The sequence below is a fragment of the Pseudomonas sp. NY8896 genome, from assembly GCF_039634505.1.
Genome location: NZ_CP132350.1, coordinates 5,227,821 through 5,248,269, shown reverse-complemented (window position 1 = coordinate 5,248,269; position 20,449 = coordinate 5,227,821). Strand labels below are relative to the sequence as shown.

Annotated in this window: 21 protein-coding genes; 8 read left to right on the top strand and 13 right to left on the bottom strand. The window is 62.2% G+C overall.

The annotated features are described in order from the left end of the window. Positions 1-5: 5 nt before the first annotated feature. Positions 6-1,268, bottom strand: a complete 1,263-nt coding sequence (gene wecC / locus Q9451_RS23655) for a UDP-N-acetyl-D-mannosamine dehydrogenase (protein ID WP_012271066.1) — start codon at positions 1,266-1,268, stop codon at positions 6-8. Then, entirely contained in the window at positions 1,265-2,407 is a 1,143-nt protein-coding gene (wecB, locus tag Q9451_RS23650; protein WP_012271067.1) for a UDP-N-acetylglucosamine 2-epimerase (non-hydrolyzing), read from the bottom strand. Before wecB ends, wecC begins: the two co-directional genes overlap by 4 nt. A 254-nt stretch (positions 2,408-2,661) precedes the next feature. Here wecB and Q9451_RS23645 point away from each other — a divergent pair, with 254 nt between their 5' ends. Then, on the top strand, positions 2,662-3,642 hold the full coding sequence (locus Q9451_RS23645; protein WP_024086516.1) for an IS5-like element ISPa26 family transposase: 981 nt from the start codon (positions 2,662-2,664) through the stop codon (positions 3,640-3,642). A gap of 538 nt (positions 3,643-4,180) precedes the next feature. Here Q9451_RS23645 and Q9451_RS23640 read toward each other — a convergent pair. Next, positions 4,181-5,161 (bottom strand): IS5-like element ISPa41 family transposase, encoded by a 981-nt coding sequence (locus Q9451_RS23640; RefSeq protein ID WP_014003920.1) that lies wholly within the window; start codon positions 5,159-5,161, stop codon positions 4,181-4,183. A 299-nt stretch (positions 5,162-5,460) separates the two neighbouring features. Here Q9451_RS23640 and Q9451_RS23635 point away from each other — a divergent pair, with 299 nt between their 5' ends. Next, complete coding sequence (locus Q9451_RS23635) at positions 5,461-5,796, top strand: helix-hairpin-helix domain-containing protein (protein WP_012271068.1); 336 nt, start codon at positions 5,461-5,463, stop codon at positions 5,794-5,796. Between the two features lie 248 nt (positions 5,797-6,044). On the opposite strand, the gene Q9451_RS23630 is transcribed toward Q9451_RS23635, so the two are convergent. Beyond that, on the bottom strand, positions 6,045-6,212 hold the full coding sequence (locus Q9451_RS23630; protein ID WP_012271069.1) for a DUF2897 family protein: 168 nt from the start codon (positions 6,210-6,212) through the stop codon (positions 6,045-6,047). 181 nt (positions 6,213-6,393) lie between these two features. Between Q9451_RS23630 and pyrF the strand changes: the two genes are divergently transcribed. Beyond that, positions 6,394-7,095 (top strand): orotidine-5'-phosphate decarboxylase, encoded by a 702-nt coding sequence (gene pyrF / locus Q9451_RS23625; protein WP_012271070.1) that lies wholly within the window; start codon positions 6,394-6,396, stop codon positions 7,093-7,095. 198 nt (positions 7,096-7,293) lie between these two features. Here the strand turns inward: pyrF and Q9451_RS23620 are convergent, their stop codons facing one another. Continuing rightward, positions 7,294-8,295 carry an NADP-dependent oxidoreductase gene (locus Q9451_RS23620; protein WP_012271071.1) on the bottom strand — a complete coding sequence of 334 codons (1,002 nt, stop codon included), beginning with the start codon at positions 8,293-8,295 and terminating at the stop codon, positions 7,294-7,296. Positions 8,296-8,472: 177 nt separating this feature from the next. On the opposite strand from Q9451_RS23620, the gene Q9451_RS23615 reads away from it, so the two are divergent. Further along, positions 8,473-9,234: an SDR family oxidoreductase gene (locus Q9451_RS23615; RefSeq protein WP_012271072.1), complete on the top strand. Its 762-nt coding sequence runs from the start codon at positions 8,473-8,475 to the stop codon at positions 9,232-9,234. A gap of 161 nt (positions 9,235-9,395) precedes the next feature. Continuing rightward, positions 9,396-11,336, top strand: coding sequence for a methyl-accepting chemotaxis protein (locus Q9451_RS23610; protein WP_012271073.1), 1,941 nt, complete (start codon positions 9,396-9,398; stop codon positions 11,334-11,336). Between the two features lie 113 nt (positions 11,337-11,449). Here the strand turns inward: Q9451_RS23610 and Q9451_RS23605 are convergent, their stop codons facing one another. Then, positions 11,450-12,640 (bottom strand): benzoate/H(+) symporter BenE family transporter, encoded by a 1,191-nt coding sequence (locus Q9451_RS23605; RefSeq protein ID WP_012271074.1) that lies wholly within the window; start codon positions 12,638-12,640, stop codon positions 11,450-11,452. Between the two features lie 145 nt (positions 12,641-12,785). Between Q9451_RS23605 and Q9451_RS23600 the strand changes: the two genes are divergently transcribed. Then, positions 12,786-13,388, top strand: a complete 603-nt coding sequence (locus Q9451_RS23600; protein WP_012271075.1) for a glutathione S-transferase family protein — start codon at positions 12,786-12,788, stop codon at positions 13,386-13,388. Positions 13,389-13,457: 69 nt separating this feature from the next. On the opposite strand, the gene Q9451_RS23595 is transcribed toward Q9451_RS23600, so the two are convergent. The 5 genes from Q9451_RS23595 to Q9451_RS23575 all read right to left on the bottom strand — a co-directional run bounded on the left by Q9451_RS23595 (position 13,458) and on the right by Q9451_RS23575 (position 16,167). After that, the gene (locus Q9451_RS23595) at positions 13,458-13,829 is read right to left on the bottom strand and encodes a glutaredoxin (protein WP_012271076.1); all 372 of its coding nucleotides are present in this window, start codon (positions 13,827-13,829) and stop codon (positions 13,458-13,460) included. Between the two features lie 59 nt (positions 13,830-13,888). After that, entirely contained in the window at positions 13,889-14,434 is a 546-nt protein-coding gene (gene folE, locus Q9451_RS23590; RefSeq protein ID WP_012271077.1) for a GTP cyclohydrolase I FolE, read from the bottom strand. Between the two features lie 70 nt (positions 14,435-14,504). Then, positions 14,505-15,065: a Smr/MutS family protein gene (locus Q9451_RS23585; protein ID WP_012271078.1), complete on the bottom strand. Its 561-nt coding sequence runs from the start codon at positions 15,063-15,065 to the stop codon at positions 14,505-14,507. A gap of 105 nt (positions 15,066-15,170) precedes the next feature. After that, positions 15,171-15,491 carry a hypothetical protein gene (locus tag Q9451_RS23580; RefSeq protein ID WP_012271079.1) on the bottom strand — a complete coding sequence of 107 codons (321 nt, stop codon included), beginning with the start codon at positions 15,489-15,491 and terminating at the stop codon, positions 15,171-15,173. Positions 15,492-15,576: 85 nt separating this feature from the next. Beyond that, complete coding sequence (locus tag Q9451_RS23575; protein ID WP_012271080.1) at positions 15,577-16,167, bottom strand: cysteine hydrolase family protein; 591 nt, start codon at positions 16,165-16,167, stop codon at positions 15,577-15,579. Between the two features lie 179 nt (positions 16,168-16,346). Between Q9451_RS23575 and prmB the strand changes: the two genes are divergently transcribed. Then, positions 16,347-17,255, top strand: a complete 909-nt coding sequence (gene prmB, locus Q9451_RS23570; protein ID WP_012271081.1) for a 50S ribosomal protein L3 N(5)-glutamine methyltransferase — start codon at positions 16,347-16,349, stop codon at positions 17,253-17,255. Positions 17,256-17,405: 150 nt separating this feature from the next. Here the strand turns inward: prmB and Q9451_RS23565 are convergent, their stop codons facing one another. Both Q9451_RS23565 and Q9451_RS23560 read right to left on the bottom strand, forming a co-directional pair. Next, positions 17,406-18,188, bottom strand: coding sequence for a hypothetical protein (locus Q9451_RS23565; protein WP_012271082.1), 783 nt, complete (start codon positions 18,186-18,188; stop codon positions 17,406-17,408). Between the two features lie 65 nt (positions 18,189-18,253). After that, entirely contained in the window at positions 18,254-19,216 is a 963-nt protein-coding gene (locus Q9451_RS23560; RefSeq protein ID WP_012271083.1) for an alpha/beta fold hydrolase, read from the bottom strand. Between the two features lie 130 nt (positions 19,217-19,346). Here Q9451_RS23560 and aroC point away from each other — a divergent pair, with 130 nt between their 5' ends. Further along, the gene (aroC, locus tag Q9451_RS23555; protein ID WP_012271084.1) at positions 19,347-20,438 is read left to right on the top strand and encodes a chorismate synthase; all 1,092 of its coding nucleotides are present in this window, start codon (positions 19,347-19,349) and stop codon (positions 20,436-20,438) included. Positions 20,439-20,449 lie beyond the last annotated feature (11 nt).

Genomic DNA, 20,449 nt, shown 5'->3' with positions numbered 1-20,449 from the left:
GTCCATCAGCCCTGGGTTACGCCAGCAGCGTCGATCACGAAGGCGGCGTCGCGCACGCTGAAGGTTTCGCGGAACTCGCGGTGCTTCACCAGCAGTACGTGGATGTCGGCGCTATCCTGGGCGTACACGAAATCAACATGCTCGTGGCGCGACAGGCGCTGCGGCAGGGCTTCGATGTTCGGCTCGACCAGTTGCAGTGTGGCTTCCAGCTCGTTGCCCAGGCGCTCGGCAATGCTCAGGGCCGGGCTTTCGCGCAGGTCATCGATGTCGGCCTTGAAGGCCAGGCCGTAGCAGGCGATTTTCACTTGATGGGCCGACTTGCCCGGGTTCTTGATCAGGAAGTTGGCCAGGGCCATCTTGACCTTGTCGATCACCCACTCAGGCTTGCTGTCGTTGACCACGCGGGCGGTGCGGATCAGGCGAGCCTGCTCAGGGGTCTGGCTGACGATGAACCATGGGTCCACGGCGATGCAGTGGCCGCCAACACCTGGGCCAGGCTGCAGAATGTTTACGCGTGGGTGGTGGTTGGCCAGGCGAATCAGCTCCCACACGTCGATGTTCAGCTTGTCGCAGATGATCGACAGTTCGTTGGCGAACGCAATGTTCACGTCACGGAAGCTGTTTTCGGTCAGCTTGCACATTTCGGCAGTGCGGGCGTTGGTGATGATGCACTCGCCTTCGACGAAGGTGCGATACAGGCGTACGGCAGCTTCCGAGCACTTCTTGGTCATGCCGCCGATGATGCGGTCGTTTTCTACCAATTCGCGCAGCACGTGGCCTGGCAGTACGCGCTCAGGGCAGTGGGCGATGCGGATGTCGGAGGCTTCGCCGTGGGTTTGCGGGAAGCTCAGGTCCGGGCGAGCCTGGGCCAGCCAGTAGGCCATCTGCTCGGTGGCACCGACTGGGGAGGTGGATTCGAGGATCACCAGGTCACCCTTTTTCAGCACAGGCGCGATGGCCTTGCTGGCGGACTCGATGTAGCTCAGGTCCGGCTGGTGATCGTCCATGAACGGGGTCGGTACGGCGATCAGGAAGGCGTCGGCCGCTTCCGGTACGGTGGAGGCGCGCAGGTAGCCTTCGGTTACCGCCGCGTGTACCACCATGTCCAGCTCGGGCTCGACGATGTGGATTTCACCACGGTTGATGGTATCGACCGCGTGCTGGTTAACATCGATGCCGATGACATGCTTCTTGCGGGCGGCGAAAACAGCGGCGGTTGGCAGGCCGATATAGCCCAGACCTACGACGGAAATCTTGTTGAAGCTCATGCTACGTCCTTGGAGTTGGAGAATGCGGAGAGTGCGTCGAGGATTCGCGCGCACGCTTTTCCATCGCCGTAGGGGTTATGGGCAACGCTCATCTCGCGGTAGGTCGCATCGTCGATGAGCAGTTTCGCCAGGTTTTCGGTAATCGATTCCACGTCGGTGCCTACCAGCTTGACCGTGCCGGCGGCCACGGCTTCCGGGCGCTCGGTGGTGTCACGCATGACCAGTACCGGCTTGCCCAGGGCTGGGGCTTCTTCCTGGATGCCACCGGAGTCGGTGAGGATCAGGTACGAGCGGGTCATCAGGTACACGAACGGCAGGTAGTCCAGCGGCTCGATCAGGTGGATGTTGGTGACGTCGGCCAGCAGGCGGTTCACCGGTTCGCGCACGTTCGGGTTGAGGTGCACGGGGTACACGATTTCCACGTCAGGGAATTGACGTGCAGTTTGCACCAGCGCCTGGCAGATGCGTTCGAAGCCGCCACCGAAGTTCTCGCGGCGGTGGCCAGTCACCAGCACCATGCGGCGCTTAGGGTTCAGGAAGCTGAACTGGGCTTCGAACTGGTTTTTCAGTGCTGGGCTTTCCAGCTTGCGAACGACTTCCAGCAGTGCATCGATCACTGTGTTGCCGGTGGTGTAGATGGTCGCGGCATCGGTGCCTTCACGCAGCAGGTTGTCCTGCGAGGTGGAAGTGGGCGCGAAATGCAGCGCGGCCAAGGCACCGGTCAGGCGGCGATTGCCTTCTTCCGGCCATGGCGAATACAGGTTGCCGGTGCGCAGGCCCGCTTCCACGTGGGCGATCGGAATCTGCTGGTAGTAAGCGGCCAGGCTGGTGGCCAGGGTTGTAGCGGTGTCGCCGTGCACCAGCACCACATCGGGCTTGAACTCGGCCAGCACAGGTTTCAGACCCTGCAGGATGGCAGTGGTCACGTCGGTCAGGTCCTGGCCGGGCTTCATGATGTTCAAGTCGTAGTCGGGCTTGATCTCGAACAGCTCCAGTACCTGGTCAAGCATCTGGCGGTGTTGGCCGGTGACGCAGACGCGCGACTCGAAACGGTCGTCCTGGGCAAGGTTGAGGGCCAGCGGTGCCATTTTGATGGCTTCTGGGCGGGTGCCAAATACGATGAGGGTCTTGAGGGACACGGCGACGATCTTCTGTGTGTGAGTAAAGGCGGATGGAACAGGTGCTACGGGCAAGGATCTGGGGTGTTGCTCAGGTCGGCCGGGGGTGGCCTGCTGACGCCGCACGATGGAAATCGGGCAAGGTCAGTGGGGGAGGTGAAAAAAAATTCATTCTGCTCGGATCCTTCAAGCGAAGCGGCTGTCCTAAGGAAATCCTGAAAAAGACTTCCTGATTTGGCAAAATCCCCGGACACCAATCGCCGAGCTTTTCGATGATGAAACAAATGACCTTCGCCGATGCCGAGTACGCCGGTAAGCGCAAGCAGACCCGCAAGGAGCTGTTCCTGATAGAGATGGATCGGGTCGTACCCTGGGAGGGTTTGATTGCTCTGATCAAACCTCATTACCCAAAGGGCGAAGGGGGCCGTCCAGCCTATCCGCTGATGGCGATGCTGCGGATTCATCTAATGCAGAACTGGTTCGGTTACAGCGATCCGGCGATGGAAGAGGCGCTGTACGAGACGACGATCCTGCGCCAGTTTTCCGGTCTGAGCCTGGAGCGAATCCCGGATGAAACCACCATCCTCAACTTCCGTCGCCTGCTGGAAAAGCATGAGTTGGCCACCGGTATTCTCGGCGTGATCAATGGCTATTTGGGCGACCGTGGCTTGTCACTGCGACAAGGCACCATCGTCGATGCCACTCTGATTCATGCGCCCAGTTCGACCAAGAACAAGGACGGCAAACGCGACCCGGAAATGCATCAGACCAAGAAGGGCAACCAGTATTACTTCGGTGCCAAAGCTCACATTGGTGTCGACGATGAGTCCGGGCTTGTGCACAGCGTGGTGGTCACTGCGGCCAACGTCGCGGACGTAACCCAAGTCGACAAACTGCTGCACGGTGGTGAGAACGTGGTCTGCGCTGATGCGGGCTATACCGGTGTAGAGAAGCGTGAAGAGCATGAGGGGCGCCAAGTCATCTGGCAGATTGCAGCCCGGCGCAGCACTTACAAAAAGCACGGTAACCGCAGCGCGTTATACAAAGCGATACGTAAGATCGAAAGAGCCAAGGCCCAGGTTCGCTCCAAGGTTGAGCATCCATTTCGGGTGATCAAGCGCCAGTTTGGTTATACGAAAGTGCGCTTCCGAGGCTTGGTGAAAAACACTGCTCAGATGGTGACGCTGTTCGCCCTGTCGAACATTTGGATGGCGCGTCGACATTTGCTCTCCAATGCAGGAGAGGTGCGTCCGTGAAGAGTGAAGTGACTGCTGCGAGGTGCTTGCAGCGGCAAAAAAGGCTGAAATAGACGGCAGGTTTGACCGGGATTTGAGCGGCTACCGTTTTTTGAAAGTGTCGATGGCGAAGTAGCCGGAAAACAGGGGCTACTTCAGACCATCCCTAAGTCCGCAAATTTATCATTTCGTCATCATTATGACATCCCGTCTGGCACGTTTTTTTCCATTGTGTGTAGGAAAATACTGACAAGCATCGATAAATTGGATCCTATTTTTGTTGGAATAATCAATAAAAACGATTGTTTGATGTTATTCAGACATCATGCCAACAAAGTCAATATCACTAACGTATACGACGAACGGGCGGGGCCTTGTCCGGCAAGGCTTGTAGGAAAAGCAACGGCGTTTGGTCTGAATGAAGCCGAGGTTAAGGATGCTCCGATCAACTTGTCGTGCAGCCGCGGCAAGTTGCAATTTTCCAGGCACCTACAGCGTCATTGGACGAAAAGTGACCGAAAAATCATGTACGGAGAGCTTTTTCGACCGGTTCTCCGTGTTAAACGCGAACCTCACCCATACCCATGAGCTGTTTTCGAACCCTCCACAGGTTTGCCAGGGCGAACAGCGTGGTCAACTGAGCCGTGTTTTTCATCAGCCCACGAAAACGTACTTTCACGTAACCAAACTGCCGCTTGATCACGCGAAACGGATGCTCGACCTTGGCCCGTGTCTGAGCCTTGCAGAACTCGATCTTGCGCTTGGCTTTGTACAGTACGCTGCGCTGGTTCAGCTTGGAATAGGTGCTGCGACGCGCTGCAATCTGCCAGATCACCCCCCGATTTTCATGCTCTTCGCGCCTTTCGACACCGGTGTAACCGGCATCTGCATACACGGCGTTTTCTTCGCCATGCAGCAGTTCAGCCACCTGCGTGACATCGGCCACATTGGCAGCGGTGCCATGGACGTGATGCACCAGGCCGGACTCGACATCGGCACCGATGTGCGCCTTCATCCCGAAGAAATACTGACCGCCTTTCTTGGTCTGGTGCATCTCGGGATCACGCTTGCCTTCTTTATTCTTGGTCGAGCTGGGGGCATGAATAATGGTGGCATCGACGATGGTGCCTTGGCGCAGCGACAGGCCTTTTTCCTGCAGATAACCATTGATGACCGCAAGGATTGCCGGTGCGAGCTGATGCTTCTCCAGCAAGTGCCGGAAGTTCATGATCGTGGTGTCTTCGGGGATTGGCGCGCTCAGCGTCAGGCGTGCGAACTGGCGCATGGGCGTGATTTCGTAGAGCGCTTCTTCCATGGCCGGGTCGCTCAGGGAGAACCAGTTCTGCAACAGATGGATGCGCAGCATGGTTTCCAGAGGATAGGGTTTTCTACCGCCGCCGGCCTTGGGGTAGAACGGTTCGATCAGCTCCAGCAGGCCTGCCCAGGGCACCACCTGATCCATTTCGGCGAGGAAGCGCTCTCGGCGGGTTTGCTTGCGCTTGCCGGCGTACTCAAAGTCGGAAAAGCTCATCTGGCTCATGGGCGGCTCGGATCAGGTGTTGCGGGGATTCTCGCATAACTGAAGGCTTGTTCGGAGATTCCTTAAACGGGAATTTACCTGGCGGCGTTTTGCCATTGCCTCTTTTTCATGAAGTTAACTTGAAACATGGCGTAACGCCATCATTTTTGGATGGCCGAAGTTGGTTTTTTCAATGTCTGATCCCGTAACGATTAAACGGGCCTAGTTGTTGTTCGCAAAATGGCAGGGCCGCTAGGGTTAGTTGCGCAGCCGAAGGAAAGCGGCTGCTGAAAATCGACCAACCCAAGGAGTGTTCTTCCATGCGTAACAACGTTCTGTCGTACCTGCTGCTGCCACTGTTCGCCAGCCTGTCGTTCTCCCTTAGCGCAGCCCCGGCCAGCGCCCCGTCGGCGCCCGAAGCGGTACCCGTGGTGGCTCAGGCGCAGGCCCAGCAAGCGCCTCGGCTGGACCTGAACAAGGCCGATGCGCTGACTTTGCAGAAGGAGTTGAACGGGATAGGAAAGGCCAAGGCCGAAGCCATCGTGGCCTACCGCGAGGCCCATGGGCCGTTTGCTTCGGTGGATGAACTGCTGGAGATCAAGGGGATAGGCAATGCCCTGCTGGAGCGGAATCGTGACAAGGTGATGGTGGAGTAAGGGACGGGCAGGCAGCCAGCTGGCTTGGGGCTGCTAATTGCTTTTTTGGGGCTGGTTTGCAGCCCATCGCGGCGCGAGGCCGCGCCCACAAGAGAGATGCAATCGCTTGTGGGTGCGGCTTTGTTTGGAAAAGGGGGGGCGTTTATAAAAAATAAAAACGAGACAATACAATAGGTTAATTAAGTGTTTTGCCGAGCGTCAAAAAGTTGCCTGAAGCCACGGCGTCTCAAACCCATTGTTTAACCCTTTTAACGGTCCTGCGCGTCCTTGGCATCTGCCTCGGCATTGCGCTCATGCACCTTGCGCAGTTGGTCTTCGGTCAGTGGCAATTTTTTTGCCGTGTCGCGCAGCATCATCAACCCACCGACGATGGAGCCGAGGGCTATGATGAGGATCAGCCAGGCATACCAGGGCATTGTCGTTCTCCTATAGCGGCTAGTGAGCAGCGCTTGTACGAATTTTGAGCATTTGCCCGTTCCATTGGTTCAATTATAGAAGCCAGCCACTGCCGGGCCAATTCCGTGACCCGCGGGCCCCAAAGCTTGCGTCACTTCGTTTACAATGCGCGCCGTTTTCGACTTGCCAAGAGACCCTGCCATGTCCGCCTGCCAGACGCCCCTGATCGTCGCCCTGGATTTCCCTACCCGTGAGGCCGCCCTGAAGCTGGCTGACCAGCTTGACCCTGCGCTGTGCCGGGTAAAGGTTGGCAAGGAGCTGTTTACCAGCAGCGCTTCGGGCATTGTCGAAACCCTGTGCGACAAGGGCTTCGAAGTGTTCCTCGACCTGAAGTTCCACGACATCCCCAACACCACCGCCATGGCGGTAAAGGCCGCCGCCGAGATGGGTGTGTGGATGGTCAACGTGCATTGCTCCGGTGGCCTGCGCATGATGGCTGCCTGCCGCGAAGAGCTGGCCAAGCGCAGCGGCCCGCAGCCGTTGCTGATTGGCGTGACCGTGCTGACCAGCATGGAACGCGAAGACCTGGCTGGCATTGGCCTGGACGTCGACCCGCAGGAGCAGGTGCTGCGCCTGGCGGCACTGGCGCAAAAGGCCGGCATGGACGGTTTGGTGTGCTCGGCGCTTGAGGCCCCCGCGCTGAAGGCGGCGCACCCGTCGCTGCAACTGGTGACCCCGGGCATTCGCCCGGCGGGTAGCGCGCAGGATGACCAGCGCCGTATTCTCACTCCGCGCCAGGCACTGGATGCGGGTTCGGATTACCTGGTGATCGGCCGGCCGATCAGCCAGGCAGCCGACCCAGCGCAAGCGCTGGCGGCGGTGGTGGCGGAGATTCGTGGGTAACTAGCCTGCGGTGTTGAAGAAGGCCAGCATTAAAGTGCTGGCCTTTTTTTGGGGCTGGAGAAAGGGTGTTGGCAGCGAGGTGCTCGCCATGGCATTTCTTTGGCCTTGAGATCGAGCGCCGCCCACGCGGCGCTTGATCTACCAGGCGCTAAAACTCCAAAGCCGTAAACCTGTAAGCGCAAACATCTCCTCCAAAAATCACACCTTCAGCACTAACTTGCCAAAGTTCTCCCCACTGAACAGCTTCAGCAACGTCTCGGGGAAGGTCTCCAACCCCTCCACCACATCTTCCTTGCTCTTCACCTGCCCACTGGCCAGCCACCCGGCAATCTCCAGCGCGGCCTTGCCGTAGTCCTTGCTGTAGTCCATCACCACAAACCCTTCCATACGCGCACGGTTCACCAGTAGCGCCAGGTAGTTGGCCGGCCCCTTCACCGCTTCCTTGTTGTTGTACTGGCTGATCGCGCCGCAAATCACGATGCGGGCCTTGAAGTTGATGCGCGTCAGCACGGCATCGAGGATCTCGCCGCCGACGTTGTCGAAGTACACGTCCACGCCTTTGGGGCATTCGCGCTTCAGGCCAGCCAGTACGTCTTCGGCTTTGTAGTCGATCACCCCGTCAAAGCCCAGCTCGTCCAGCAGGTACCGGCACTTCTCGGCGCCGCCGGCAATGCCGACCACGCGGCACCCTTTGACCTTGGCAATTTGCCCGACAATGCTGCCCACCGCACCGGCCGCGCCGGAGATGACCACGGTATCGCCGGCCTTGGGCTGGCCAACATCCAGCAGGGCGAAGTAGGCCGTCATGCCGGTCATGCCCAGCGCCGACAGGTAGCGGGGCAGGGGGGCCAGGTTGGGGTCGATCTTGTGCAGGCCCTGGGGCTCGCCGGTGAAATAGTCCTGCACCCCAAGCGCGCCGCTGACGTGGTCGCCTGGTTCGAATGCCGAGTGGTTGGAGGCGACCACTTCGCCCACACCCAGCGCACGCATTACCTGGCCCAGGGCCACGGGCGGGATGTAGGACTTGCCTTCGTTCATCCAGCCGCGCATGGCGGGGTCCAGCGACAGGTACAGGTTACGCACCAGCACCTGGCCTTCGCCGGGTTGTTCGACGGGCACGGTCTCGAAGCTGAAGTCGTCACGGCGCACGGCGCCGACCGGGCGTTTGGCAAGCAGGAAGCGGCGGTTGGTCTGGGTCATGGCGGGTCCTTGTGGGCAGTGGAGGGAGTGAGGTGTTCAATCTACCTTGTTGATTTAGGCTGGTCGTTAACATCACTGACAGGCATGGTAGCCCAACCGTTGGTGTGATGATGCTGCCCGGCCGAGCGGTGGCTGGCTATGCTCTGAACCCCACCTAACCCCCCACTGGAGCACGCGATGAGCATGACCTTTTCTGGCCAGGTAGCCCTGGTGACTGGCGCTGCCGCCGGTATTGGCCGGGCAACCGCCCTGGCTTTCGCCCGCGAGGGCCTGAAGGTGGTGGTGGCCGACCTTGACCCGGTCGGCGGCGAAGCCACCGTGGCGCTGATCCACGCGGTGGGCGGCGAGGCGCTTTTCATTGCCTGCGACGTTACCCGCGACAGCGAGGTGCGCCAGTTGCACGAGCGCCTGATAGCCGCCTATGGTCGGCTGGACTATGCCTACAACAATGCCGGGATCGAAATCGAGCAACACCGGCTGGCCGAAGGCAGCGAGGCGGAGTTCGATGCCATCATGGGCGTGAACGTGAAGGGTGTGTGGTTGTGCATGAAGTACCAACTGCCCTTGCTGTTGGCCCAGGGCGGTGGGGTGATCGTCAACACCGCTTCGGTGGCGGGGCTGGGGGCGGCGCCGAAGATGAGCATCTACAGCGCCAGCAAGCATGCGGTGATCGGTTTGACCAAGTCGGCGGCCATCGAGTACGCCAAGAAGGGCGTCCGCGTGAACGCTGTGTGCCCGGCGGTGATCGACACCGACATGTTCCGCCGTGCCTACGAGGCCGACCCGCGCAAGGCCGAGTTCGCCGCCGCCATGCACCCGGTGGGGCGCATTGGCAAGGTTGAGGAAATCGCCAGCGCGGTGCTGTACCTGTGTAGCGACGGTGCGGCGTTTACCACCGGGCATTGCCTGACGGTCGATGGTGGGGCTACGGCGATCTGAGCCAGGCACTCCTCCCGCACGCAGGGGCGACCTCGGCCAAGCTGATAACGACACGCACATAGCTATTTGACACTATTCTGACGCCAGGCCCTTGTTCACAGGCTGGCAACGTTGCCACCCTTGGCCTTCGGATAACCTCGCAAGCAGAAGGGGAGTCGGCGATGGGCGCGAGCAAGCACGGTGTGCTGGCCAACCTGGGCATGGCCCGCAAACTCGGCCTGGGCTTTGCCCTGGTGCTGCTGTTGACACTGGCGGTGGCAGCCATCGGCGTCGCTGCGTTGCACAGCGTCGGCCAGCGTTTCGACAGCTTGCGCCAGCTGGCCCAGTTCAATACCGACCTGTTGCGCTTGCGCCAGCACGAGCAGGCGTTTGCCCTGCGCTCCGACATGCAGCAGGCCGAGGCCTTGCGCAGCGGCCTGCAGGGCCTGGCCGAGCGCGCCCGGGGCCTGCCGGCGCTGGCGGCGGCGCAAACCGATCTTGCCGCCTATGGCCAGGCATTCGAGGCCTTTGTCGAGGCGGTGCAGGCCAAGGAGCTGGCGCTGGACATGGCCAGTTGGTCGGTGTCCAGCGTGGCCAACAACCTCGATGTGCTGCAGGCCGGCCTGGCCGATGACGGTGTGTACACGCTCAAGCAGTCCCAGGGCCAGCAGGGTGGCGAGTTCCTTGAGCAAGCTGGGCAAGTGGCACAGGTGTCGCGGCTGATGCTGCAGGCCATGGACGAAGCGCGGGTGCGCCTGGAAAAAAGCCGTAAGGGCGAAGAGGGCGTGAGCCAGGAGCGAATTGCCCAGACGGTGGAGGCCGCCAGCCTGGTCAGCCAACTACAGGGTGCGGTTGGCGATGCCGGTTACCAGAGTGTGCTTGGCGAAGTGGCCGGGCACATTGGCAGCTTCTCGGAAAAACTCAACGAATACACCGACCAGTTGGCCCGCGAGCAGGGGCTAAAGGCGCAGTTGCAAACCAGTGCCGAGCAAGTGACCGGGCAAGTCGACCAGGCCTATCTGGGGCAGGAGCAGGCTCTGCAGGGCGAGCTGCAGCGTAATGCCGTTGCCATCGGCCTGGCCACGGTGCTGGCCTTGATCGTCGGTGTATTGGCGGCCTGGATGATTACCCGTGCGGTCGTCGGCCCTCTCCAGCATGTCATCGCCCGCGCCCAGCGTATCGCTGCGGGTGAGCTGGGCTTGGACGCCCAGGCGCCGCGCCGGGACGAGGTGGGGCAACTGATGCAGGCCATGCAGCAGATGGCGGCGGGGCTTTCGGGTATTGTCAGCGGCCTGCAGCAGGGCATCGAACAATTGGCTGGCAACGCCCAGGCGTTGTCGGCGGTGACCGAGCAGACCAATCGCGAGGTGGGCAGCCAGAAGGAAGAAACCGAGCAGGTCGCCACCGCCATGCAGCAGATGACCGCCACCGTGCACGATGTGGCACGCAATGCCGAAGAGGCGGCGCAAGCGGCCCAGGCAGCGGACGAGAAAGTCGACACCGGCCAGCAGGTGGTGCGCCAGAGCATGCAGCGCATCGAGCAGTTGGCGGCGGCGGCGGAAACCGCCAGCGCTGGCATCGACAGCCTCAGTGCCGAAATTCACACCATCGGCGACGTGCTGGAAGTGATCAAGAGCGTGGCCGAGCAAACCAACCTGTTGGCGCTCAATGCCGCCATCGAGGCAGCTCGCGCCGGTGAGCAAGGGCGTGGTTTTGCCGTGGTGGCCGATGAGGTGCGCGCGTTGGCGCGGCGTACCCGGCAATCCACCGAGCAGATCGAGACACTGGTCGCCAGCCTGCGCGGTAATGCCCAGCAATCGGTGGCGCAGATCCGTGGCAGTGCCGAGCTGGTGCGCCTGGCGGTGGCCGATGCGCTGCAGACGGAAAGTGCGCTGGGCAGCATTGCCGCGGCGGTGTCATTGATTCAGCAGATGAACCAGCAGATCGCCGCGGCGGCCGAGCAGCAGAGCTCGGTGGCGGAGGAGATAAGCCGTAGCGTCACGCAGATTCGCGGCAGTGCGGATCAGGCGGCGTTGGCGATGCGGGACAATGCCCGGTCGAGTGTGGAGCTGGCGCAGTTGGGGGCTGATTTGAAAGGGATGGTGGGGCATTTCAGGCTTTAGGTGCCAGGTGCCAGGTGCCAGGTGCCAGGTGCCAGGTTCAAAGTGCTTTGTGGGTTTTGAGATCGAGCGCCGCGCGGGCGGCGCTCGATCTCAACCCCAGCGCCTCTCTACCGTCATCCCCTGCGCGGATTCAGGATCATCAAGGTCAGCACCCCCGCCACAATCCCCCAGAACGCCGAGCCTATCGAGAACAGGGTCAACCCCGAAGCCGTGACCATGAAGGTAATCACCGCCGCCTCACGCTCGCGCGCCTCGCTCATGGCCACGGTCAGCCCGTTCATGATCGAACCAAACAGCGCCAGTGCGGCAATCGACAGCACCAGCTCCTTAGGCAATGCCGCAAACAATGCCGCCAAGGTCGCCCCGAACACCCCGGCAATGCCGTAGAAAATCCCGCACCACACCGCCGCGGTGTAGCGTTTGCTCGGGTCTTCATGGGCATGCGGCCCGGTGCAGATCGCTGCGCTGATCGCCGCCAGGTTGACCCCATGCGAGCCGAATGGCGCCAGCAGCAGCGAGGCAAAGCCGGTGGCCGAAATCAGCGGCGAGGCGGGCACCTGGTAGCCGTCGGCACGCAGCACGGCCACGCCGGGCATGTTCTGCGAGGTCATGGCCACTACGAACAGTGGAATGCCGATACTGATGGTTGCCGCCAACGAGAAGCTGGGTGTGGTCCATACTGGTTTGGCCACTTCCAGGTGGAAGCCGCTGAAGTCCAGCAGGCCCAGCGCGCCGGACAATGCCGTGCCCACCAACAGCGCGGCCAGTACGCAGTAGCGTGGCGACAGGCGCTTGACCAGCAGGTAGCTGAAGAACATGCCCAGCACCAGCAACGTGCGGTGCTGGGCGGCGACGAAGATTTCGCTGCCGATCTTGAACAGGATGCCCGCCAGCAGTGCCGAGGCCAGCGAGGCCGGAATGCGTTTGACCAGGCGCTCGAAGCTGCCGGTCAGGCCACAGATGAGGACCAGTACGGCACAGGTGATATAGGCGCCAATGGCTTCGCCATAGCTGACCCCGCCCAGGCTGGTGATCAGCAAGGCAGCGCCTGGGGTGGACCAGGCCACGGTGACGGGGGTGCGATAGCGCAGCGATAGGCCGATGCTGCACACCGCCATGCCGATGGACAGCGCCCAGATCCATGACGAAATCTGCGCAGTGGTCAGCCCGGCCGCCTGGCCGGCCTGGAACATCAGTACCAGCGAACTGGTGTAGCCGGTGAGCATGGCAATGAAGCCTGCAACCACAGCCGACGGAGAGGTGTCTGCCAGGGGCCGCAGGCGTGCGGAGGTGGCATCGGTCATGAACAAAATCCTTGTAAAGGTGTAAGCAGTTTTTTCAGACTACAGCGCGCAAGGTTGATCCTTGCCATACAGCGGCCATTGCATTTAGCCGTACAGTCACCAACTATTGGGCGCAATTGCAAAACTGCTTGGCAGTGGAGGGGCGATGTACAAGGTCTATGGCGACTACCAGTCGGGCAACTGCTACAAGGTCAAGCTGATGTTGAGCTTGCTGGGTCGGCCGTATGAATGGCACCCGGTGGACATCCTCAAGGGCGAGACCGAAACGCCCGAGTTTTTGGCGATGAACCCCAACGGCAAGGTGCCGGTACTGGAGCTGGAGGACGGCAGCTACCTGTGGGAGTCCAACGCCATTCTCAACTTCCTGGCCGATGGCAGCGAGTTCCTGCCCAGCGAGCCGCGCCTGCGCACGCAGGTGTTGCAGTGGCAGTTCTTCGAGCAGTACAGCCATGAGCCGTACATCGCCGTGGCGCGGTTCATCCAGTTTTACCTGGGGCTGCCCGACGAGCGCCTGGAGGAGTACCGCAAGCTGCACAAGGGCGGCTACAAGGCGCTGAAGGTGATGGAGCGGCAGCTGCAGATGACGCCGTACCTGGTGGGTGAGCAATACTCGATTGCCGATGTGGCGTTGTATGCCTACACCCATGTGGCGCAGCAGGGCGGTTTCGACCTGGCCGATTACCCGGCGGTAAGGGCCTGGCTGGAGCGGGTCAGCAGCCACCCACGGCATGTGCCGATGGTGGGATGATCTTCAGCTTGTATCGGCCTCTTCGCGGGTTTGCCCGCGAAGAGGCCGATACAGAAAAGCTACGACCTGTCAGACCGAAGCAAACCGCTCATCCAGGTAAGCAATGATGGCCTTGGACTCGTACATCCAGGTCACCTTGCCGGCTTCTTCAATGCGCAGGCAAGGCACTTTCACCCGGCCGCCACCTTCCTGCAGGGCCTGGCGGTGCACCGGGTCGTTCTTGGCGTCGCGCAGCGCCACCGGTACGTTCAGGCGATGCAGGGTGCGGCGGGTCTTGACGCAGAACGGGCAGGCATGGAACTGGTACAGCGCCAGGCCCTTGGCCGCTTGCTCGACGCGGGCCTGGGCGGCGGCGTCACGCTTGCGCTTGGCCGGGCGGCTGATCCAGTCACCGAAGACGATAAGCTGGCCGAGGCCAACCCGCAGGGCTTTGACGATCATGGGCAACTCCTGAAATGCAAAAGCCGACCCGCAGGGGTCGGCTCGGGGTCAGCAGCCAATCACTTGATCAGGCTGAGGAACTCGCTGCGGGTGGCGGCGTTTTCGCGGAATTCACCCAGCATCACCGAAGTGATCATGGTCGAATTCTGCTTCTCGACACCGCGCATCATCATGCACATGTGCTTGGCTTCGACCACGACGGCCACCCCGGCGGCACCGGTAACCTGCTGCACGGCTTCGGCGATCTGGCGGCTGAGGTTTTCCTGGATCTGCAGGCGGCGGGCGTACATGTCGACGATGCGCGCCACCTTCGACAGGCCAAGGACCTTGCCCTTGGGCAGGTAGGCCACGTGTGCCTTGCCGATGAACGGCAGCATGTGGTGTTCGCACATCGAATACAGCTCGATGTCCCGGACCAGCACCATTTCGCTGTTATCAGAGCTGAACAGCGCGTTGTTGGTGACCTCTTCCAGTGTTTGCTCATAACCGCGGCAAAGGTACTTCATCGCCTTTGCAGCCCGCTTGGGCGTGTCGAGCAGGCCCTCACGGGAGACGTCCTCGCCAATCTGGCTGAGGATCTCGGTGTAGTTCTGTTCCAGGGACATGGATCTACCTGTGGGAAAAAATCGCAAAAACGAAGGGTACGGCGGTGAGGGCGGCGCTGCAAGCGCGGCGTTACTCGTCGCGGCCTTCGAGCATGGTTCGCTTGAGCATCACATACACCGCGCCAGTGCCGCCATGGCGGGCGCTGCAGGAGGCAAAACCGAGCACCTGCGGGTGCTGGCGCAGCCAGGTGTTGACGTGGCTTTTGATCATCGGGCGCTTGCCATCCAGGCGTGCGGCCTTGCCGTGGGTCACCCGCACGCAGCGCACTTCCAGTTTGGTGGCTTCGGCGATGAAGTCCCACAGGGTTTCGCGGGCCTTTTCCACGGTCATGCCGTGCAGGTCGAGGCTGCCCTCGAACGGGATCTGGCCCAGCTTGAGCTTGCGCAGCTGGCCTTCCTGCACGCCGTCGCGGCGCCACATCAGTTCGTCTTCGGCGCCTACGTCGATGACGAACAGGTCGGACATGCCGTCGATGACCAGGGCCTTGTCACTGCGCACGGTCGCCGCCTGGCGCAGGCCAGCCAGTTTCTGGCGGTCGGCCTTGGGCTTGCCGACTTCGGCGCGGTCGTGGCGGATTTGCTTTACGCCACGCACTTCGGCCTTGAACAGGGAAAAATCGTCGTCTTGCATGATGCCTCCACGTAGGCGGCGTAGTTTACGCGACTGTGGGGCCCTGTGCAGCCATGTCGGGTCTGATTGGCCGCTCCCACAAGGGGCGCGACCGCAGCGTAGCTGTCAGTCGTGTTTTTTCATCAGGTGCGGCGACAGGTTCAATTCCCGCCCGCGGCGCAAACGGATACGGCTGCGCCGCCAGAAGCGCACGCCCAGCCATAGCAGCAGCAACCCAGCCCCGGTAAGGATGCTGGACAGCGGTTTGTTGGCATTGAGTTCCTGCAGGGCGGGGTAGTTGCCCAGCAGGCCGGCAAAGCCGGCCATGGCCAGCAGCACGCCCAGGGTCGCCAGCAGCGCCGACAGGCCGGCCGCCAGGCGGGCGCCCCAGTTACGCGGCTCGCGCGTGCGCAGGCGCTTGGCGTCGAAACTGCCTTTAAGCTTCATTCCGCTCTCCTCTGTGGATATCCGGAATTCGACCTGCTGCCGCCCATCGGGTTCCGCCCGGCTGCCGGGCGGTCTTGCCAGTGGTTCAGATCAGGCTGGCGGTGGGTGCCACGCAAGCGAAGTTGTCGGCCATCACGGCCATTTCGCACTGGTGAATCTGTGCGGCCGGGATCACCCCGTCCTTGAAGGCCAGGTCGCGGGTGGCCGAGGCGTCTTCCACCAGGGTGCACCGGTAACCATAGTCCTTGGCGCGGCGAACGGTAGTGCTGACGCTGGAGTGGCTCATGAAACCACAGACGATCAGGTCCAGGTGGCCCAGCGCCTGCAGCGTTTCGTGCAGTTGGGTGTTCTTGAATGCGTTGGGCATGCGTTTTTCGATGACGATTTCGCCTTCCAGTGGCTCGAGCCCCGGAATGAACTGGCCGGCCGGCCCCTGTGGATCGAAGCGGCCACCGACAGTGCCCAGGTGGCGAACATGGATGATCGGACGGCCGCTTTTACGCGCGGCGTCGAGCAACCTGGCGATGTTGGCCACGGCCTCGTCCATGCCCGACAGCTGCAGGGGACCGCTGAGGTACTCCTTTTGCGCATCGATGATGATCAGGCTGGCGTGGCTCAGCTTGGCCGGCGGGTAGTCGCGGCCAGTGAGGCGGAACATCGTGGTTGGAACGGACATCAAGGGCTCCTTGGAAGGGCTTTTGTATACCTATTGTCCCCTGCCTTGACGCCAATGGGAATGGTTGACAACGCAAGCGGCATGGTTACTGGCCTGTGGCTAGCCTTTGGGCAAGGCAAACGAACAAATGTGCGGGTGGGACTGTTAGACTTTTGTCCGGTCTGAAATAGGAGTACCCCGTGATCACATCCCGTCTGCGCACGTTGCGCGACTACATCCGCTGGGCGGTGAGCCGCTTCCACGAGCACGACCTGTTCTTCGGCCACGGTGCCGACAACGCCTGGGACGAGGCCCGCCTGCTGGTGCTCGGTGCGGTGCACCTGCCATGGGAGGTGGCCGACAGCTACCTGGATTGCATGCTCGAGGACGACGAGCGGGTACGCCTGCAGCACCTGCTCAAACGCCGTATCGAAGAACGCGTGCCGGCCGCCTACCTGCTGGGCGAGGCCTGGTTCTGCGGCATGTCGTTCATCGTCGACGAGCGGGTGCTGGTGCCGCGTTCGCCGATTGGCGAGCTGATCGAAAAACGTTTCGAGCCGTGGCTGGCCAGCGAGCCGGCACGCATTCTCGACCTGTGCACGGGCTCGGGCTGCATCGGCATCGTCGCCGCGGAGGTGTTCCCCGAGGCCGAGGTGGTGCTGGCCGACTTGTCGTTCCAGGCCCTTGAAGTGGCCAACCAGAATATCGAGCGCCATGGCCTGGACACCCGCGTGTATACCGTGCAGGGCGATGGCTTTGGCGGTTTGCCGGGGCAGCGTTTCGACCTGATCCTGTCCAACCCGCCGTATGTCGATGCCGAAGACTTCGACGACATGCCGGCCGAGTACCACCACGAGCCCGAGCTGGGCCTGGCCTGCGGCAACGACGGCCTGGACCTGGTACGGCGCATGCTGGCGGAAGCGGCAGACCACCTGACCGACAAGGGCTTGCTGATTGTCGAAGTGGGCAACAGCCAGGTGCATGTCGAGGCGTTGTACCCCGAGGTGGACTTTGCCTGGCTGGAGTTCGAGCGCGGCGGGCATGGGGTGTTCATGCTGACGGCTGAGCAGTGCCGCCAGCATCAGGAATTGTTCAAGGCCCGGGTCTGACCCATTTGGGGCTGCTTTGCAGCCCATCGCGACACAAGGCCGCTCCTACAGGCAGACGCGTTTACCCCAAGGTTACGCTGCCCCTGTAGGAGCGGCCTTGTGTCGCGATGGGCCGCAAAGCGGCCCCAATCCCCACCGGCTGAAGCGGCCTCAGCGGGTGGCAATCCAGATCAACAACCCTGCCTGAAACACCGCAAACGCCACCAGGCAGGTAATGGTGAAGCGCAAACCGCTGTCTTCGCGGTGGTACTTGGCCACCCGCTCATCGCGCTCGCGCAGTTGCGCTTCTTTTTCCTGCAACTGCTGGTCCGCCTGCTGCAACAGGTTGGCAGCATCCAGAATGTCAACCCGCTGCAGGCGCTCGTTGCTCCAGGCGGCCTTCAGCTGGCCGACGGTCATGTCCACGGTACGGCCCTTCAGGTGCTGGCTGTCCTCGTATTCCACCTCGATACCTACCCCGCGCAGGCAGTTGTCACGGCGCAGGCGGGAGTCTTCGTTCAGCGCATCCTTGCTCGGCAACGCCATGCCCACTACCTGGTAGTGCGACCATTTGCGCTGCAGCCACTGCGCCGCCTGGGCCAGCATGAAGCGGCCGATGCCACGGTTCACGGGCTCCAGTTGCAGGCCATGCTCATTGCCAATGCGCACCAGGCGCTCGGCATGGTCGACACGGATGTCCAGGCGGTTCTGCTCTTTGTGCACCTTCTGGCCGGGCAGTTGGATTTCCATGCGCAGCAGGCTGTGCGCCTTGTCATGGCGCTCGGCATAGCCGAACTGCACAAAGCGCAGCGGCCGGGCGCCGGTGCTGCGGTCGGTGGGCAGTGCGGCCAGGCGCAGCAGCTGGAAGTGTTCGGCGGCAAGCTCGGCCCAGGGCAGGGCGGGGCTTTCCTGGGGGGCTTCGGCCGGCTCTACGGCGGCGGGGGCGATGGTCATCAGGGCTTGTCCTCGGCTATGCCTGCTGTATCGGCAGGCTTGCCCGAGACCTGAGCCCCATTGCCTCACGCCGAAGGCAAATGCTGGATGAACGTCACAATTCGCTCACCCAGCTCGCGCGCCAGCGGCAGTTCGGGGTTGAGGTAGCTGTCGCGCTGCTGGCTCATGCTTTTGGGGCTGATGCGCAGCATGTGGTTCATGCCGTCGATCAGCACCAGCTGCGCGTCCGGCTTGGCCGCCTTCAGCCGTTGGGCGTCTGCCACGTCCACCTGCACATCGTTGCGCCCCTGCACGATCAGCGCGGGCATGGGCAGGCGGGCAAAGGCGGCTGCCGGGTTTTGCTGGAACAGCGAGATCAGGTACGGCTGCACGCTGGGGCGAAACACCTGGCGCAAGGGTGCCGGCACTTCGAGGCTGGTTTGCCCGGCCTGCAAGCGGTCGAGCAGGGCGCTGCCACCGGCCAGTTGCGCCGGGGGCAGGCGCAGGGCCAGTTGCTCGCGCAATACGTCGGCCATAGGCCGGCCGCTGCCGGCCAGGGTGATCACCGCGCTGGCACCGGCCTGTTCGGCGGCCAGGCTGGCGATCAGTGCCCCTTCGCTGTGGCCGATGAGGATCAGCGGGCCGAAGCGCGGGTCGGCTTCGAGCTTGTGGCTCCAGGCGACCACATCGGCTACATAGCGCTCCACGCTGAGGTCACGCTCGTCAGGTGTGGCCGGCTGGCTGGCGGCCACGCCGCGCTTGTCGTAGCGCACGCTGGCGATGTGCTCGTTGGCCAACAGCAGGGCCAGGCGCTTGAGGTTGTCGACCCTGCCCGAGGCCGGGTTGTTGCCGTCACGGTCGGTGGGGCCGGAGCCGGCAATGATCAGTACCACCGGCGGCGGCGTGGCCTGTTGTGGCAGCAGCAGGCTGCCGTGCAACACGCCTTGGCCGGTGTCCAGGTCGATCGGGCGTTGCAGTACGGTGGGTGCGGCGGCCTGGGCCAGGCCGGTGCACAGCAGGAAGAGGAAAGCGACGAGGCGCGGCATCATGCGGTACTACATGGGGAGATGTTGCTTTGACCCAATGTTTGCGGGAAGGTTCGAAGGCCAGCACAGACAACCCATCCATCTGTATACTGCCTGCTTTTCGTCCATTTCAGGCAGATCTCGCGGAGCGTCCATGTCCGGCAATACCTACGGCAAGCTGTTCACTGTCACCACCGCTGGCGAGAGCCATGGTCCGGCGTTGGTCGCCATTGTCGATGGATGCCCACCGGGCCTGGAAATTTCCCTCGCCGACCTGCAGCACGACCTCGACCGGCGCAAGCCCGGCACCAGCCGTCACACCACCCAGCGCCAGGAAGCCGACGAGGTGGAAATCCTCTCCGGCGTGTTCGAAGGCCGCACCACCGGCTGCTCGATCGGCCTGCTGATCCGCAACACCGACCAGAAGTCCAAGGACTACTCGGCCATCAAGGACCTGTTCCGCCCGGCCCACGCCGACTACACCTACCATCACAAGTACGGCGTTCGCGACTACCGTGGCGGTGGCCGCAGCTCGGCCCGTGAAACCGCCATGCGCGTGGCGGCCGGTGCTATCGCCAAGAAGTACCTGGCCAGCCAGGGCATCACCGTGCGCGGCTACATGAGCCAGCTGGGCCCGATCGAAATCCCGTTCAAAACCTGGGAATCGGTGGAGCAGAACGCCTTCTTCAGCCCCGACCCGGACAAAGTGCCAGAGCTTGAGGCCTACATGGACCAGTTGCGCCGTGACCAGGACTCGGTGGGCGCCAAGATCACCGTGGTCGCCGAAGGTGTCATGCCTGGCCTGGGTGAGCCGATCTTCGACCGCCTGGACGCGGAACTGGCCCATGCACTGATGAGCATCAACGCGGTCAAAGGTGTGGAAATCGGCGCCGGTTTCGCCAGCGTTGCCCAGCGCGGCACCGAACACCGTGACGAGCTGACCCCGCAAGGCTTCCTCAGCAACAACGCTGGCGGCATCCTGGGTGGCATCTCCTCGGGCCAGCCGATCGTTGCCCACCTGGCGTTGAAACCCACTTCCAGCATCACCACCCCAGGCCGCTCGATCGATATCGACGGCAACCCGGTGGACGTCATCACCAAAGGCCGCCACGACCCGTGCGTGGGCATCCGTGCCACGCCGATCGCCGAGGCGATGATGGCCATCGCGCTGATGGACCACCTGCTGCGCCACCGCGCGCAAAATGCCGATGTGAAGGTGAATACCCCGGTGCTGGGCCAGCTCTGATCCACCCGTGC